This window comes from Chitinophaga sp. Ak27 (assembly GCF_012726295.1).
GTDB lineage: Bacteria > Bacteroidota > Bacteroidia > Chitinophagales > Chitinophagaceae > Chitinophaga.
In genome coordinates this window covers 404005-419933 of the sequence record NZ_JABAOB010000003.1, presented here as the reverse complement: position 1 = coordinate 419933, position 15929 = coordinate 404005, and the positions used below count along the sequence as shown (strand labels likewise).

Sequence of the window (15929 nt, the reverse complement as noted above, 5' to 3'; positions counted from 1 at the left end):
TATGCTTCCTTCCGCCATTATTTCATCTGTTGATACCGTTGTGCATTGGGTACATCCATCTGGGACAGTAACTCCGCTGCACGGCTTCTTTCCTGTGGCATTGCTTTCGCAAATAATTTCTGTAATTCTTCCCCTTTTGCAGCAAAAAATACCTGCATCAGCATAGAATTGGGAATATCCTGGTGAATGGAATATAACATATTCAGGCAATTCAGTATCGCTGCACGTCCCTTGGCTACATCATCGTACATTACATCCAATCCCTGACGGTGGTATTGGTACATCACATCGTGGAACTGGAGGAACTTGGCATTCAGCAGGTTGTCCTGCAGCCAGTAACGATTACGATTCCCTTCAAAGGCTTTCCAGCCGCTGATTTCCTTCCCATCTGGCGCATTATTCACAATATTCAGCGCCTTTTTAAAATACGGGTCACCGCCACGGGGAGAAAATGAGTCATAATCCAGTCCCAGTATAATATTCACATAATAGGCCAGGATAGCGGTGAGATTTGATGACAGCGGATCATTGCCTACAATCCGGGTATCGCTGAACTCCAGCTGTTGAAACTCTACGTACCGGAATACAACGCTGTTGTCCTGGATGTTCATCAAACTGGTCACGTAACTGGCATTGTATACGGGCCGGGTGGCCTGTATGGTGAGACTGGCCTTATAAGTGTCGGAGCCTATAGTGCCGGTTACATTCAGCAGGAAATTGCATTCAATCCGTTCGGCCGGGGTAAATGCGTCGTTGGCCCAGTGACGGTTGTTGAGAAATTCCCTGATGGAATTTTGCAGGGTAGTAAATATTTTCTTGTCTACGCCTTGTACCTGGGCGGCTACCACAGATACGTTGGCCCTGATTTCCTGGGCCTGGGCGGGGCGGCGGCAGTATAGGATCAATGCGCCAGCCAGCAGCAGAAGTAACGGGAAACGTTTATGCATGTTGCAATTCTATTATAGCGGAAACAATATCCTGCGCCACGACCTGTTTAGATTTCAATGGAAAGCTTTGTTCCCGGCCATTTTTATCAAACAGGGTTATTTTGTTGGTATCATAGTTAAAGCCTGCACCAGCATCGGCCAGTGAGTTCATCACGATCATATCCAGGTGTTTTTCCCGGAGTTTTTTGAGGGCATACTCCTTTTCGTTGTTGGTTTCCAGTGAAAAGCCTACCAGCAGCTGTTGCGTTTTGGTATCTCCCAGTGAACGGAGGATGTCGGGCGTTTTTTCCAGGTCAATATGCAACTGCGCCTCTCCTTTCTTAATTTTTTTATCGGCTATGTTAGCTGGGCGGTAATCTGCCACGGCTGCCGCGGCCACTACGATATCGGCCTGGGAAAAGCGGGCCGTTACAGCTTCAAACATTTCCTGGGCTGTTTGAATGCGGGTAGTGGTAATACCGGGGTGGTTGGTTTGCTGGGGCGTAGGCCCCAGTACCAGTTGCACGTTGGCGCCGGCATCAGCCAGGGCTTCGGCAATAGCGATACCCATTTTTCCGCTCGAATGGTTGCTGATATACCGTACCGGGTCAATATGTTCTATCGTGGGACCGGCGGTAACAATCGCTGTTTTTCCGCCAAGTGGTTTATTTACAGTTACTTTTTGTTGAAAATGCTGTTGCAGGCAGGCCACTATCTGTTCAGGTTCGGCCATGCGGCCTTCTCCAAAGAGCCCACTGGCCAGTTCCCCGGCGGCGACCGGTATCTGTTGATTTCCGTAGGAGACGAGTTTATCCACATTGCGGCGGGTAGCCGGGTGATGCCACATGTCCTCGTCCATCGCAGGGGCAAACATTACCGGGCAGGTAGCGGAGAGGTATACAGCCAGTAAGAGGTTATCACAAAAGCCGGAAGCCATTTTAGCGATGGTGTTGGCGGAAGCGGGGGCTACGACCATTATATCCGCCCAGCGGCCCAGCGTTACATGGTTATTCCAGCTGCTATGGTCGCTGATATTTATGGGCACCTCGTTTTTGGAAAGGGTAGCCAGGGTAAGCGGGGTGATAAAGTCGGCAGCGGCGGGCGTCATCACCACCTTTACAATAGCGCCTTCCTTTACCAGCAACCGGGTAAGGGTAGCCGCCTTATAGGCAGCGATGCTGCCGGACACTCCCAGCAGGATTTTCTTTCCTTGTAGCATGTTAATAGCGTCCATGGACATATACAAAAACGAAAAGCGGCAGAAATCATTCTGCCGCCATGAAATTAATATTTTTCTTTTTCGCAATCGCGCACCTCACAAAATAATGTGTGGCGGATTAGCTGAACAAATCGTCATCGTTCTTGCGGAAATAAATTTTGTTGTCCAGGAATTCCTGCGTAGCCTGAATAGCCGGATTAGCCAATCTTTCGTAAAAACGGGAAATTTCGATCTGCTCTTTGTTCTCGTGCACTTCCTCGAGGTTGTCCGTATGGCTGGCAAACTCTTCCAGTTTGGAATGGAGCTCCTCTTTCACGGAAATATTGATCTGATTGGCGCGTTTGGCTATCACGGCAATAGACTCATATAAATTACCAGTTCTGTTCTTAATGTCGGTAGTATTTTTGGTTTCTACCCAGGGATTAAGGCTACTGGTTAGACTTCGCTTTAATTTGCTCATTATCCAGTGATTTTATGTTGTTTTGTGCTAAGGTATAAAATTTTTCGGCATCTGGCTTCAATTTGCTGTTCGGGTAGTGATCCGCGAAGTCCAGGTATTCGTCCAACACGGTTGCATAGCGTTCCTTCTGTTTTTCCGGAATACTGTTCTTAGCATAATTGTAATAAGCCCTGATAGCCATTACTTTGTATCCATCGCTTTTATCAGAGTCGGGGTAGTTGCGCATCAGGTTTTTGAAGGCAATACCGGCTGCTTTGAAAAAGCCGAGGTTATAATATAATTCGGCGCTGTTAAATTCTTTCTTTTCCAGCTTGCGGCGGCACAATTCGATCACGAGATTGGCTTCGGCCACTTTTTCCGCAGTGGGATAATTATTGATGAAGGTTTGCATAGCGGCAATGGCCTTCATGGTATTGGTTTGATCCAGGGATACCTTGGGCGACTGCTTATAATAGCAATAGGCCTGCATATAATCTATTTCCACGGCTCTTGGGCTGTTGGGGAACAGGTCCAGGTAGTTTTTAAACTGGAAAGCTGCCTGAATATAATCCTTTACATAATAAGAGCAGTATGCGAAATTATAATACATCGGCTCAAACTTATCGGTCCCCTTATACACTTGTACCAGGTCCGTATAGAGTGTAATTGCTGTATTGTATTTCTTCTTCTGGAATAACTGGTTGGCATATTCCAGCTTCTTCTCAAAGTTGTTGCTTTTCTCTATTCTCCGTAACTGGTTATTACAGGAGGTGGTGATGATAAGCGCAATAACACTGATGTACAATAAAAATTTCTGCATAAAAGAGTGGCAAAATTAAGAATTAAATGTAAATGTAAGGCAGAGAGATTTTCATTGCTGTTAAAATTTTGCAAAAGAGGGAATTAAATCGGCCAAACCGCTGTTTTTCACCTCGGCAGCGGTCGCTGTTATTTTTATATTTTCCCACTTTCTTGTTTTTCTCCTGTGTCCCGCAGGATAGGTAACTAACACGATATGCACATTTAAATCACACTTACAAACATGTTATCAACATGTATTATGAAAAAACACACATTAACAGGTGCAAAATGAGGTCGAAAGGGCTACTATAGCCGCCGGACTACCTGTGGAAAAAATTTATAAAGTATTTTTTCGTTAAAAAGTGGGAAAAAGTGTTATTTTGTGTTAGAAAATGGATTTTCAAGGACTTTGCCCCATGGTATGACAGGATTTCTCGGTGAATATGAATCGACGCTGGACGCAAAAGGACGCTTTCTGTTACCTGCTGGATTTAAAAAGCAGTTATCAGACGGGGCCGGAGGACAGTTTGTGATTAACCGAGGGTTTGAAAAATGCTTGTCCCTGTATCCCATGAACGAATGGCAGCCTATTTTCGAACGTATCAGCAAGTTGAACGACTTTGACCCAAAAGTAAGGGAATTCAGGCGGTACTTTCTAAACGGGGCCACCATTCTGGAGTTAGACAGTGCAGGAAGACTGCTGGTACCAAAAAACCTGCTGTCTTACGCCAATCTGGAAAAAGATATTGTGCTGGCAGCAGCAACCAATAAAATCGAGATCTGGGATAAAGCTAAATACCAGGAGTTCTTTGAAAATTTCTCACCAGGAGCGTTCAGTGATCTGGCACAACAGGTAATGGGAGGAGGAGATAACAACATTTCAATTTAAAGAGGGGAGCATATGGGCGAACAACAATATCATTTACCCGTTCTGCTGCAGGAGACGACGGAGCTGTTACAGATTAACCCGGAAGGGATATATGTGGATGCAACGTTTGGAGGCGGAGGACATTCAAGAGCCATATTGGAAAAACTGGGCAAAAACGGACGACTGATAGTGTTTGATCAGGATGAAGATGCTTACCGCAACAGGATTATAGACGATCGCGTAACTTTTGTACAACAAAATTTCCGTCATCTGCAACGCTTTCTGAAATTGCACAAAGCTGAACAGGTAGATGGGGTACTGGCAGATCTGGGCGTATCATCGCACCAGTTTGATACAGCAGAAAGAGGATTCAGTATTCGCTTCGATGGCGACCTGGATATGCGGATGGATCAGAGAACGGAATTTACCGCCGCCCAATTGCTGGCCACATGGGGAGAAGCAAGGTTACAACTGATTTTCCAGGAATATGGAGAAGTGACCAACGCCAAAACCCTGGCACAAACAATTGTCAAACAACGCAAAACACACCCCATGCGCACTATCGCGGAATTCAAATCCGTTATCCAGCCCATCGTAAAAGGCAACCCGCAAAAATACCTGGCACAAGTCTTCCAGGCACTGCGTATTGCCGTTAACGATGAACTGGGCGCACTGAAAGATTTACTGGAGCAAGCTACCAACGTACTGAAACCGGGAGGCAGACTGGCCATCATTACTTTCCACTCGCTGGAAGACAGGATGGTGAAAAATTTTATGAAGACTGGCCGTTTTGATGAAGTACCCGAAGATCCGTTTGCGAAAGAAACACCCCCTAAATTGTTCAAATTAATCACAAAAAAACCGGTTACCGCCAGCGATGCAGAGTTGAAAGCCAATGGAAGATCCAGAAGTGCAAAACTGCGGGTAGCCGAAAAAACAACATGACGCGGATTGAAAAACCGCCTTTATTATCCTACCCTATCCTAGTACACATCTGTTTGATTTGCGTTCAGGTTTATATTGTCAATTTTTAAAAAGACATAGCGCGTGTTGCAGGAAGTAGAAACTATCGAGACAATCCAGGAAGCTCCGGAGGAAGTTAACATCACGACCCCGCCGGATGAACAAAAAAAAGAATGGCGTTTGCGCATCAACTACCGAGCGTTGGTGCAAAACATGCCCTTCATCGGTTTCCTGGCCTGTTTGGCCCTCATCTACATCGCTAACAGTCACCTCGCAGAAAAAAAAATAAGACGCATAAACAAACTGGGCAAAGAAATAAAAGAGCTCAAGTGGGAGTATATCAATGTGAAAAGTGAGCTCATGTTTCGAAGCAAGATGAGTGAAGTCAGCAAATCTGTAGAGCCGCTGGGACTTAAACAACTCAGCTCCCCTCCACAAAAGATCGTGCTGAAAAAGGAATCAGAAAAATGATTTTAATACTGATGCCTGACGCTGCCCGCCTGACCCATCAATCAGGTCGGGGATGCTGGTAAATCAAATCAATGGCAAGCATCTCAAATACAAATGCAGCCAGTGTCAGGTATCTTCTTAATAAGCTGTCTGCTCTTAACGATAGCCCTTAGCCCAACGCTGAGGGCATTCATGCTAAAAGCCAACAGTAAAAAGCTAATCGCTAAAACAAATACGTGGATGTAAAAAAGGACATATTGTGGAGAGTGTATCTGTGCCTTATAGGTATGGCGCTGTTTGGCGTGGCCATACTGGTAAAGGTATTCTACATCCAGAATGTTCAGGGCCAATATTGGCGCAATATGGCCGATAGTCTGCACACCGGCTACGTAGCACTCGACGCAGAAAGAGGTACCATCTACTCAGAAGAAGGCAGAATGCTGTCGACCTCCATCCCGTACTTCGATATCCGTATCGACTTCGCCGCCGATGGCCTCCGCGATAAAAATGGCAAAGTGTTCAAGGAAAACCTCGACTCACTCGCCGATCGCCTGGCAAATACCTTCGGCGACCGCAGCAAAGCAGCCTATAGAACCATGCTGCAGGAAGGATACAAATCAAAGGACCGCTATTTTCTGCTGAAAAGAGATGTGCCCTTTAACCAATACCAGGAGCTACGCACCTTCCCGATGTTTCGCCTCGGCAAAAATAAAGGCGGCATGATCGCAGAATCCAAAAGTAAGCGCATCAACCCCTTTAAATTGCTCGCCAACAGAACCATCGGACTGGCCCGCGAAAACTCACAGAGCGTAGGACTGGAAAGAACCTACAACGATTACCTGAAAGGGGTAACCGGTAAAAGACTGATGCGCCGCATCGCAGGTGGTACCTATGTACCCGTTGATGGATATGACATTGAACCGGAAAACGGCCGCGATGTAGTTACCACCATCGACGTGAATATGCAGGATATCGTGGAAACAGCCCTCATGAACATGATGGTAAGCAATGAAGCCGAACACGGCACCTGCATCCTCATGGAAGTGAAAACCGGCAAAATCAAAGCCATTGCCAACCTGGGCCGGCAACCCGATGGCAACTACTGGGAAGATATGAACTATGCACTGCAGGTAGCGGAACCCGGTTCCACTTTTAAACTGGCTACCGTTATCGCTGTGCTGGAAGATAAATTCGCGACCATGAACACCATGGTCAACATGGATGGTGGACACTGGCAGGTGGGACGCAGAACCGTGTACGACTCGGAACCTCATCCCGGCCCCCAGAACGTAACCGTGAAACACGCATTCGAACTGAGCTCCAATGTGGGAATGGCTAAACTGGCCTACCAATTCTATAACCGTCAACCTAATAACTTTGTCGCCCACCTCAGGAAACTGCGGCTTGATCAAAGTACCGGTATAGACCTCGTAGGCGAAGGGAGACCAGTGGTAAAATCCACCGCTTCCAAAAGCTGGAGCAACACCTCCCTACCCTGGATGGCATTCGGATATGAAGTGCTCATCAGCCCGTTGCAAACCTGCATGCTGTACAATGCAGTTGCTAACAACGGTAAAATGATGAAACCCTACCTCGTCAACTCTATACAGGAGTATGGCCAGGTAGCTAAACAATTTGAGCCTACTGTACTGCTGGATAGCATCTGTTCTCAAAACACGCTTAAACAGGTACAGGCCATGCTCGAAGGCGTTCCTATAGATGGTACCGCAAAAAAATTGCGTACCCCCTATTACGACTTCGCCGGCAAAACAGGCACCGCACTCGTGGCCAATGGCAGCCATGGATATGCAGACAAAATCTACCAGTCGTCCTTTGCCGGCTATTTTCCAGCAAAGGACCCACAGTATACCTGTGTGGTAGTAATTAAAAATAAACCGCACGCTTTGCGCTTTTACGGAGCAAACGTTGCGGGTCCCGTGTTTAGGGAAGTGGCAGATAAACTGTATGCCATCGCCGTTGAAAGACAAAAACCCATGCAGGCTACCATGCAATTGGATACCCTGCTGGCACTGAAAAACGGAAGAGGCAGCGAATGGAAAGAAATTCTCGGTACCCTGCAACTCCCCCTCAGCAGCACCCCGGCTAATAACAGCTGGGTAAGCGCTAAAGTAACGGACCGGAAAATTGCCTTCCAGCAGGTAACGCAACTGAAAGGCGCTGTACCGGATGTTACAGGAATGGGACTCAAAGACGCACTGTACCTGCTCGAAAATGCAGGACTTCGCGTAGTGGTGAAAGGCGCCGGCAAAGTGAAAACGCAATCACTCCCCGGCGGAACTAAAATTGGAAACGAACAAACGATCGTCATAGAACTGAGCTAAATGAAAACGCTGCGCGACATATTGTACAATGTAAGCATCCAGGCGGTGCATGGTAATACCGATATTACCATCAACTCGCTCGCCATCGACTCCAGGGCCATCGGCTCCGGCGATGCTTTCATTGCGGTGAAGGGAGTACACGTGGATGGACACGGGTACATAGAAAAAGCAATTGCCCAGGGCGCCGCGGCCATTATCTGTGAAACATTACCGGAACAACTGGCCGAAAATATATGCTATGTACAGGTAGCCAACAGCGCTACCAGCAGCGGCATGATGGCAGGCAATTTTTATGATAATCCATCTCATAAAATACAACTGGTGGGCGTAACAGGTACCAATGGTAAAACTACCATCGCTACGCTCCTCTTCCGCCTGTTTACTAAACTAGGCTATCATTGCGGGCTATTGTCTACGGTGCAAAACCAGATAGGCGACACCGTTATACCAGCTACCCATACCACCCCCGATCCGATCAATCTCAACGCATTGCTCGCAAAAATGGTGGAAGACGGGTGCTTGTATGTGTTTATGGAAGTAAGCTCCCATGCCATACACCAGCAACGCATCGCAGGACTGAAATTCGCCGGCGGTATCTTCAGTAACATCACCCACGACCACCTCGATTACCACAAAACTTTCGAGGAGTATATCCGGGTAAAAAAATCATTCTTCGATCATCTCCCGGTAGGCGCTTTTGCCCTCACCAACCTGGACGATAAAAGAGGCATGGTAATGCTACAGAATACCAAAGCCAGGAAAGCTACCTACAGCCTGCGTACCCTGGCAGATTTCAAAGGTAAAATCCTGGAAAATAACCTCACCGGCCTGGTAATGCTGGTAGGAGATACGGAAGTACATTTCCGCCTCATCGGTGAGTTTAATGCCTATAACCTGCTGGCGGTATATGGCGCCGCTGTATTACTGGGCATTGACAAAGCAAAAGTACTGCAGGCCCTTAGCGACACGCCCGGCGCTGAAGGCCGGTTCGATTATATCATTTCTGATAAGGAACAGATCATTGCCATCGTAGACTATGCACATACGCCGGATGCACTGAAAAATGTACTGGCGACTATCAAAAACCTACGCAAAGGCAATGAACAGGTCATCACCGTAGTAGGCTGCGGTGGTGACCGGGATACCACCAAACGTCCTATTATGGGAGAAGTGGCTGTGGAAAGCAGCGATAAGGTAATCCTTACCTCCGATAATCCCCGCTCGGAAGACCCGGCAGCGATTATCCACGAAATGGAAACAGGAATACCCGTGCACCTGAAGAAGAAAGTACTCTCCATTACCGACCGGAAAGAAGCCATTAAAACGGCACTTTCCCTCGCCAACCGAGAAGATATTATCCTGGTGGCAGGTAAAGGACACGAAAAATACCAGGAAATCAAAGGCGTGAAACATCACTTCGATGATAAAGAAGTGCTGGTGGAGATGATGAAGCTGATGGACAAATAATTTTTGAAGAAGAACGAATAATACTTAATAATCCAATGACTTAAAAGCCTGTCTGCCTAGGTTGCGGACGGGTTACGACTAAAACATATGTTATATTATTTTTTAAATTACCTGAAAACAGAATTTAAGATCAGCATCATTGGTGGTGGTATGTTCCAGTATATCACCTTCCGTGTAACGATGGCTTTACTGCTGTCGCTTGTGATTTCTTTGCTGTTTGGTAAAAGGATTATTAAGTTTTTACAGAGAAAACAAATTGGTGAAACTATCCGTGAATTAGGCCTCCAGGGCGAAAACACGAAAAAAGGAACACCAACCATGGGTGGATTGATCATCCTTTCCGCCATCGTAATACCTACTTTATTGTTTGCACAGATCGCCAATGTATATATCTGGCTCATCCTGCTCTCTACCATTTGGCTGGGATTGATTGGTTTCCTGGATGATTATATCAAAGTATTTAAAAAGAATAAAGAGGGGCTCGCCGGTAAATTTAAGGTCATGGGACAAATAGGCCTGGGACTGATTGTAGGCTGTACCCTGTATTTCAATAACGATGTGGTAGTATCCCGTGAAGTAGTAGGCGCCCGCAAACTGGCTCCTTATGAAAGACAAATCACCAATCACCCGGAACGTGTAACACGCGAAGGACAAAGGTTTGTAGATGTTAAAACACCTATTACCACCATTCCTTTCGTAAAAAATCATGAGTTCAATTACGCCAAATTAATTTCCTGGATTCCGGGAGGAGAAAAATATACGTTCGTCATCTACATTCTGAGTGTGATCATCATTATTACCGCTGTTTCCAACGGCGCTAATCTGACAGATGGGCTAGATGGGCTGGCAACAGGCGTTTCAGGTATTATTGGTGTGGGATTGGGAATCTTCGCCTATGTATCCGGTAACATACAGTTTGCTGAATACCTGAATATCATGTATATCCCTAACCTGGGTGAGTTATCCATATTCATTGCAGCTTTCGTAGGCGGATGCGTAGGATTTCTCTGGTACAACGCTTACCCGGCACAGGTGTTTATGGGTGATACCGGTAGCCTGGCATTGGGTGGTATCATTGCCTCCCTCGCTATTATTGTAAGAAAGGAATTACTGGTACCCATCTTCTGTGGCGTATTCCTGGTAGAATCCCTGTCGGTAATGATGCAGGTGTCCTATTTCAAATACACCAAGAAAAAGTATGGTGAAGGCAGACGCATCCTGAAGATGTCGCCTCTCCACCACCACTACCAGAAAATAGGGTATCATGAAAGTAAAATTTCTGTTCGCTTCTGGATCGTTACCATTATGTGTGTGGTAGTAGCAATTGCAACATTGAAAATGAGATAATTTTTAAACGACTAACAACGCAGTATAAACGAAATGAAGTACAAACTCGTCATATTAGGAGCTGGTGAAAGCGGAATAGGTGCAGCCTTGCTGGGAAAACAGCAGGGGTATGAGGTATTTGTTTCTGACGGCGGCACTATAAAAGATAACTATAAACAGGAACTGGCGGTAAACCAGATCTCTTTTGAAGAAGGACATCATTCCTGGGATATTATACTGGACGCAAATGAAATCGTGAAAAGTCCTGGTATTCCTGAAAAATCGGAACTGATGAAAAAGGTACGCGAGAAAGGCATACCTGTTATCTCTGAAATAGAGCTGGCCTACCGTTTCTCGACAGGTAAAAAGATTATTGCCATCACTGGTAGCAACGGCAAGAGCACCACTACAGCCCTCACCTACCACATCTTTAAAAACGCAGGACTGGATGTGGCTATGGTAGGTAACATTGGTATCAGCTATGCCAGGCAGGTGGCAACCGCACCCGCGGAGTATTATGTGATTGAAATCAGCAGCTTCCAGCTGGATGACATTAAGGACTTCAAACCCAATGTGGCCATTCTGTTGAACATTACGCCTGATCACCTGGATCGCTACGACTACAAAATGGAAAATTACGTAGCCTCCAAATTCAGAATTGCCATGAACCAAACAGCGGAAGACTACTTCATCTACTGCATGGACGATCCTGAGATCATGCGACATTTAGCGCAGCAACCCATTTATTCAGCATCAATACCTTTTACCATCATGAAACCACTGAAAGAAGGCGGCTTTATTGCCAACGACCAGTTGCACGTTGATGTCAACGGAGATCCGGTTATCATGTCTATGTATGACCTGTCACTAAAGGGAAAACATAATCTATATAATTCAATGGCAGCAGCAATTGCAGGCAGAACCATGGATATAAGGAACGAAAAAATCCGTGAGAGCCTCACGTCATTTGAAAGCCTCGAACATCGCATGGAATATGTAGCCACCGTGAGAGGAGTAGATTTTATTAACGATAGCAAAGCAACCAATGTTAACTCTGTATGGTTTGCACTGGAAAGCTTTGACAAACCCATCGTGCTCATTATGGGCGGTGTAGATAAAGGCAACGATTATGACGCCATCCGTGACCTGGTGAAAGAAAAAGTAAAGGCCATCATCTGTATGGGCGTAGACAATACCCCCATCTTTGCGGCGTTATCTAACGATACACCGGTAATGATCAACACTACCAGCATGCACGATGCCGTCCGGGAAGCTTTTAACCAGGCAGCTAAAGGAGATATCGTATTACTATCTCCCGCCTGCGCCAGCTTCGACCTGTTTAAGAATTACGAAGACAGAGGCCGGAAATTTAAAGAAGAGGTAAAAGGATTATAATATATAAAAGTGAAAAATGGCAGGAGCGCTCTATAGAACAAAAGGCGATAAGGTAATCTGGACGATAGTAATTTTTCTATCGCTGGTGAGCCTGTTGGCCGTATATAGCGCTACCGGATCGCTCGCCTACCGCGAAAGAGGCGGCCACACTGAGTATTATCTGCTGAAACAACTGATCGTATTGGTGATGGGATTGGCTATCATCTATTTTGCGCACCGGGTAAATTATACCGTTTATTCCCGCGTGGCACAGATAGGCTTCCTGATCTCCATCCCCCTGCTGATCTATACACTGGCCTTCGGGCGGCACCTCAATGATGCCAGCAGATGGATCAGCTTACCGATCATTAACCTAACCTTCCAAACATCGGATGTGGCAAAACTAGCCATCTTCATGTATGTAAGCAGGCAGCTATCCAGGCGTCAGAACCTGATCAATGATTTTAAGAAAGGCTTTTTGCCCATCATTACACCGGTGGCTATCATCTGCGCACTGATTATGCCGGCCAATATGAGTACAGCGCTCTTACTCGGCGCCAGCTGTATGTTGCTCTGTTTCATCGGCCGGGTCCCGGTAAGATTCCTCGCCTCTATGGTGGCGGCAGGAGCAATAGGCATCGTATTGCTTTTTGGAATAGCAAAGGTAACCGGCGTGGAAATGCGTACTAAAACATGGGAAAAACGTATCGATAACTTCTTACATGGCGATCATACAGAAGCTCCTTACCAGGTACAACAGGCCAACATCGCCATTGCAGGTGGAGGCATTTTAGGTAAAGGTCCAGGTAATAGTACCCAGCGTAACTTTTTACCACATGCCTATTCTGACTATATCTATGCAACGATCATCGAAGAATATGGCATGGCTGGCGCCTTCCTGATCCTGGCAGCTTACATGATACTGCTGTTGAGAAGTATCAGGATCTATAAAAGATGTCCGTATGCCTTTGGTGCATTCCTGGCAGTAGGACTCAGTGTAACACTGGTGATACAGGCGTTGACCAATATGGCGGTAAACGTACACCTTTTCCCAGTTACAGGGGTTACCCTTCCGCTGGTAAGTATGGGGGGATCCTCGGTTTTATTTACCAGCATGGCCATCGGTATTATCCTCAGTGTATCCAGGAACGTGGAAGAAATGGAAGGGAAACAGGCAGAAAAAGAACGTTTGGAAAAAGTTATGGCGAATGCAGAAAACGCTGCGGTAGCTTAATACGTATTTATAACAATATCAATCGTAAGTAATAAAACACATGCAACGCAAAGTGATCATAGCAGGCGGCGGTACAGGGGGACATATCTTCCCCGCGATAGCGATCGCGAATGCGTTGAAAAAAATTCAACCAGATACCAACATTTTATTTGTAGGTGCTGCCGGAAAAATGGAAATGGAAAAAGTGCCGCAGGCAGGTTATCCGATCGAAGGATTGGAAATCGCGGGGCTCAATCGCAGTAATATCTTCAAAAACATACTACTTCCTTTTAAAATATGGAAAAGCCTGCGCCGTGCAAAAGCCATCCTCCGCAACTTTCAGCCGGATGTAGTGGTAGGCGTGGGTGGATACGCCAGCTTCCCCATGCTCAACAGGGCACAGAAAGATGGTATTCCCACCCTGATCCAGGAACAAAATTCCTTTGCCGGAAAAACCAACAAAATATTGGGCAAAAAAGCCAGGAAAATTTGTGTAGCATACGATGGTATGGATAAATTTTTCCCGGCAGAAAAACTGGTCCTCACCGGCAACCCGGTAAGAAACAACATCTCCCAGTCGGCCGTAACCCGGGAAGATGCCTTGCAGCATTTCGGCCTGAGTCCTTTGAAACAAACCATCTTTGCAGTAGGTGGCAGCTTGGGGGCTAAATCCATTAATGAAGGATTACAACCTTTGCTGAAAACCATTGCAGATAAAGATATACAGCTCATCTGGCAAACAGGGAAGCCTTATTATGAAACTGCCAAAGCAGCGGCAGCACCGTATGGATCACATATCAAAGTATATGATTTCATCAACGTAATGGACTTTGCCTATAAAGCAGCAGATGTAGTACTATCAAGAGCAGGGGCATTGGCCATTGCAGAATTATGTGTAGTGAAGAAACCCGTGATCTTCGTGCCCTATCCCTTTGCAGCGGAAGACCATCAAACATCCAATGCCATGAACCTGGTTAACAAACATGCCGGGCTAATCATTAAGGACAGCGATGTAACCAGTCAACTGGAAAGTATATTATTCAGTTTACTGCAAAACAGAGCACTGATGGAGCAACTGGAAAACAATATCGGCAAACTGGGAAATCCTAATGCAGATATGGTGATTGCGAAACAAGTATTAGAAATTATTTAGAGAGATTTAGCAGTATATATGGATTTGAACAACATACAAAGGGTTTATTTCATCGGTATCGGTGGTATTGGCATGAGCGCCATTGCCCGCTTTTTTAACGAAAAAGGCGTGCAGGTAAGCGGTTATGACCGTACTGCAACGGCGCTTACCAGGCAACTGGAAGCAGAAGGTATGCAAATCCATTATACAGACGATATCAACCTGGCGGATAAACAGGCCAACCTGGTAGTATATACACCGGCTATTCCGGCTGCACATACTGAACTACAATGGTTTCGTGAACATGGTTATGAAGTAGTGAAACGTAGCGATGTATTGCAGGAAATTACCCGCTCCCTGTTTGCCATTACCGTAGCAGGTACCCACGGTAAAACCACCGTTTCTACCATGATTGCTCACCTGCTTACTGACAGCGGCTACGGTTGTAATGCATTTTTGGGCGGTATCAGCGTAAACTATGATAAAAATTTCTGGAGTAGCAGCAAGCAGGTAGCCGTTATTGAAGCAGATGAGTATGACCGCTCTTTCCTGAAATTAAGTCCGGACATCGCCGTATTGACTGCCATGGATGCAGATCACCTGGATATTTACGGTACTCCGGCAGCTATGGAAGATGCATTTATCCAGTATACACACAATATTAAGCCCAATGGCACGCTGATTGCTAGGTTCGGCCTGCATCGGAATAATGAGCTCAACGCTACCAACAAGTTGTTGTACAGTTTACAAAACGATGTAGCCAATGCTTACGCCGCTAATATCCGCATGCACAATGGCGGATATGAGTTTGATGTGATGCAGAGCGATTGGATGATTGACAATATTTCGCTGCACATTGGAGGCATGCATAATGTGGAAAACGCAGTAGCCGCCATTACTGTAGCACACCTGCTGGGCATAGATGCCGGTAAAATCCGGGCTGCTATGGCCAGCTTCAAAGGCATCAAACGCAGGTTTGAATATGTGGTAAAAACAGCGGAGCAAGTGTATATCGATGATTATGCACACCATCCGGAAGAGCTGCGGGCATTGATTTCCAGCGCCAAAGCATTATTCCCGGGTAAAAAATGTACCGTTATTTTCCAACCGCATTTATTTACCCGTACCCGTGACCTGGCAGATGGTTTCGCTGAAAGTCTTTCCCTGGCAGATGAAGTAATACTACTTCCCATCTACCCGGCACGTGAACTGCCTATTGAAGGGGTGACCAGCGAAATGATTGCATCGAAAATAACAGTACCCGTAAAGATATTGCCGAAAGAGTCGGTAGCGGAATATGTGGAAAAGCACCCATCCCCGCTATTAATCACTGCCGGCGCCGGAGATATAGATCAGTTAAAAGAACCGATTGCCCGGATACTAAAAAACAGTACCACATAAAACAGTAA

Annotated in this window: 14 protein-coding genes; 10 read left to right on the top strand and 4 right to left on the bottom strand. The window is 46.1% G+C overall.

Translation table 11 applies throughout. The annotated features are described in order from the left end of the window. Positions 1 to 17 precede the first annotated feature (17 nt). The 4 genes from HGH90_RS13200 to HGH90_RS13185 form a co-directional block, all read right to left on the bottom strand. Complete coding sequence (locus tag HGH90_RS13200; protein ID WP_169191291.1) at positions 18 to 947, bottom strand: DUF4835 family protein; 930 nt, start codon at positions 945 to 947, stop codon at positions 18 to 20. Further along, positions 940 to 2160: a bifunctional phosphopantothenoylcysteine decarboxylase/phosphopantothenate--cysteine ligase CoaBC gene (coaBC, locus tag HGH90_RS13195; RefSeq protein ID WP_248277004.1), complete on the bottom strand. Its 1221-nt coding sequence runs from the start codon at positions 2158 to 2160 to the stop codon at positions 940 to 942. The genes HGH90_RS13200 and coaBC overlap by 8 nt, the downstream gene beginning before the upstream one ends. A gap of 103 nt (positions 2161 to 2263) precedes the next feature. Next, complete coding sequence (locus tag HGH90_RS13190) at positions 2264 to 2605, bottom strand: DNA-directed RNA polymerase subunit omega (RefSeq protein WP_142683742.1); 342 nt, start codon at positions 2603 to 2605, stop codon at positions 2264 to 2266. Then, on the bottom strand, positions 2574 to 3404 hold the full coding sequence (locus HGH90_RS13185; protein WP_168761879.1) for an outer membrane protein assembly factor BamD: 831 nt from the start codon (positions 3402 to 3404) through the stop codon (positions 2574 to 2576). The genes HGH90_RS13190 and HGH90_RS13185 overlap by 32 nt, the downstream gene beginning before the upstream one ends. A gap of 402 nt (positions 3405 to 3806) precedes the next feature. On the opposite strand from HGH90_RS13185, the gene mraZ reads away from it, so the two are divergent. From mraZ to murC, 10 genes are all read left to right on the top strand, one after another. Next, on the top strand, positions 3807 to 4274 hold the full coding sequence (mraZ, locus tag HGH90_RS13180; protein WP_145664618.1) for a division/cell wall cluster transcriptional repressor MraZ: 468 nt from the start codon (positions 3807 to 3809) through the stop codon (positions 4272 to 4274). A gap of 12 nt (positions 4275 to 4286) precedes the next feature. Beyond that, on the top strand, positions 4287 to 5198 hold the full coding sequence (rsmH, locus tag HGH90_RS13175) for a 16S rRNA (cytosine(1402)-N(4))-methyltransferase RsmH (protein ID WP_168742915.1): 912 nt from the start codon (positions 4287 to 4289) through the stop codon (positions 5196 to 5198). Positions 5199 to 5300: 102 nt separating this feature from the next. Further along, positions 5301 to 5687 (top strand): FtsL-like putative cell division protein, encoded by a 387-nt coding sequence (locus HGH90_RS13170; RefSeq protein ID WP_168761878.1) that lies wholly within the window; start codon positions 5301 to 5303, stop codon positions 5685 to 5687. A gap of 215 nt (positions 5688 to 5902) precedes the next feature. Next, positions 5903 to 8008 (top strand): penicillin-binding protein, encoded by a 2106-nt coding sequence (locus HGH90_RS13165; RefSeq protein ID WP_169191290.1) that lies wholly within the window; start codon positions 5903 to 5905, stop codon positions 8006 to 8008. Further along, positions 8009 to 9475: a UDP-N-acetylmuramoyl-L-alanyl-D-glutamate--2,6-diaminopimelate ligase gene (locus tag HGH90_RS13160; protein WP_169191289.1), complete on the top strand. Its 1467-nt coding sequence runs from the start codon at positions 8009 to 8011 to the stop codon at positions 9473 to 9475. An 87-nt stretch (positions 9476 to 9562) separates the two neighbouring features. After that, positions 9563 to 10822: a phospho-N-acetylmuramoyl-pentapeptide-transferase gene (gene mraY / locus HGH90_RS13155; RefSeq protein ID WP_168761875.1), complete on the top strand. Its 1260-nt coding sequence runs from the start codon at positions 9563 to 9565 to the stop codon at positions 10820 to 10822. Positions 10823 to 10855: 33 nt separating this feature from the next. Beyond that, a complete protein-coding gene (gene murD / locus HGH90_RS13150; RefSeq protein WP_168761874.1) occupies positions 10856 to 12196 on the top strand; it encodes a UDP-N-acetylmuramoyl-L-alanine--D-glutamate ligase in 1341 nt (446 codons plus the stop codon). A gap of 16 nt (positions 12197 to 12212) precedes the next feature. Further along, the gene (locus tag HGH90_RS13145; RefSeq protein WP_168761873.1) at positions 12213 to 13409 is read left to right on the top strand and encodes an FtsW/RodA/SpoVE family cell cycle protein; all 1197 of its coding nucleotides are present in this window, start codon (positions 12213 to 12215) and stop codon (positions 13407 to 13409) included. A gap of 40 nt (positions 13410 to 13449) precedes the next feature. Next, complete coding sequence (gene murG, locus HGH90_RS13140; protein ID WP_168761872.1) at positions 13450 to 14541, top strand: undecaprenyldiphospho-muramoylpentapeptide beta-N-acetylglucosaminyltransferase; 1092 nt, start codon at positions 13450 to 13452, stop codon at positions 14539 to 14541. Between the two features lie 18 nt (positions 14542 to 14559). Beyond that, on the top strand, positions 14560 to 15921 hold the full coding sequence (murC, locus tag HGH90_RS13135) for a UDP-N-acetylmuramate--L-alanine ligase (RefSeq protein ID WP_168761871.1): 1362 nt from the start codon (positions 14560 to 14562) through the stop codon (positions 15919 to 15921). The last annotated feature ends 8 nt before the right edge of the window (positions 15922 to 15929 follow it).

Coding starts and splice junctions, on each gene's coding strand:
- HGH90_RS13200 (WP_169191291.1), bottom strand. CDS start 947: ATGCATAAACGTTTCCCGTTACTTCTGCTGCTGGCTGGCGCATTGATC.
- coaBC (WP_248277004.1), bottom strand. CDS start 2,160: ATGGACGCTATTAACATGCTACAAGGAAAGAAAATCCTGCTGGGAGTG.
- HGH90_RS13190 (WP_142683742.1), bottom strand. CDS start 2,605: ATGAGCAAATTAAAGCGAAGTCTAACCAGTAGCCTTAATCCCTGGGTA.
- HGH90_RS13185 (WP_168761879.1), bottom strand. CDS start 3,404: ATGCAGAAATTTTTATTGTACATCAGTGTTATTGCGCTTATCATCACC.
- mraZ (WP_145664618.1), top strand. CDS start 3,807: ATGACAGGATTTCTCGGTGAATATGAATCGACGCTGGACGCAAAAGGA.
- rsmH (WP_168742915.1), top strand. CDS start 4,287: ATGGGCGAACAACAATATCATTTACCCGTTCTGCTGCAGGAGACGACG.
- HGH90_RS13160 (WP_169191289.1), top strand. CDS start 8,009: ATGAAAACGCTGCGCGACATATTGTACAATGTAAGCATCCAGGCGGTG.
- mraY (WP_168761875.1), top strand. CDS start 9,563: ATGTTATATTATTTTTTAAATTACCTGAAAACAGAATTTAAGATCAGC.
- murD (WP_168761874.1), top strand. CDS start 10,856: ATGAAGTACAAACTCGTCATATTAGGAGCTGGTGAAAGCGGAATAGGT.
- HGH90_RS13145 (WP_168761873.1), top strand. CDS start 12,213: ATGGCAGGAGCGCTCTATAGAACAAAAGGCGATAAGGTAATCTGGACG.
- murG (WP_168761872.1), top strand. CDS start 13,450: ATGCAACGCAAAGTGATCATAGCAGGCGGCGGTACAGGGGGACATATC.
- murC (WP_168761871.1), top strand. CDS start 14,560: ATGGATTTGAACAACATACAAAGGGTTTATTTCATCGGTATCGGTGGT.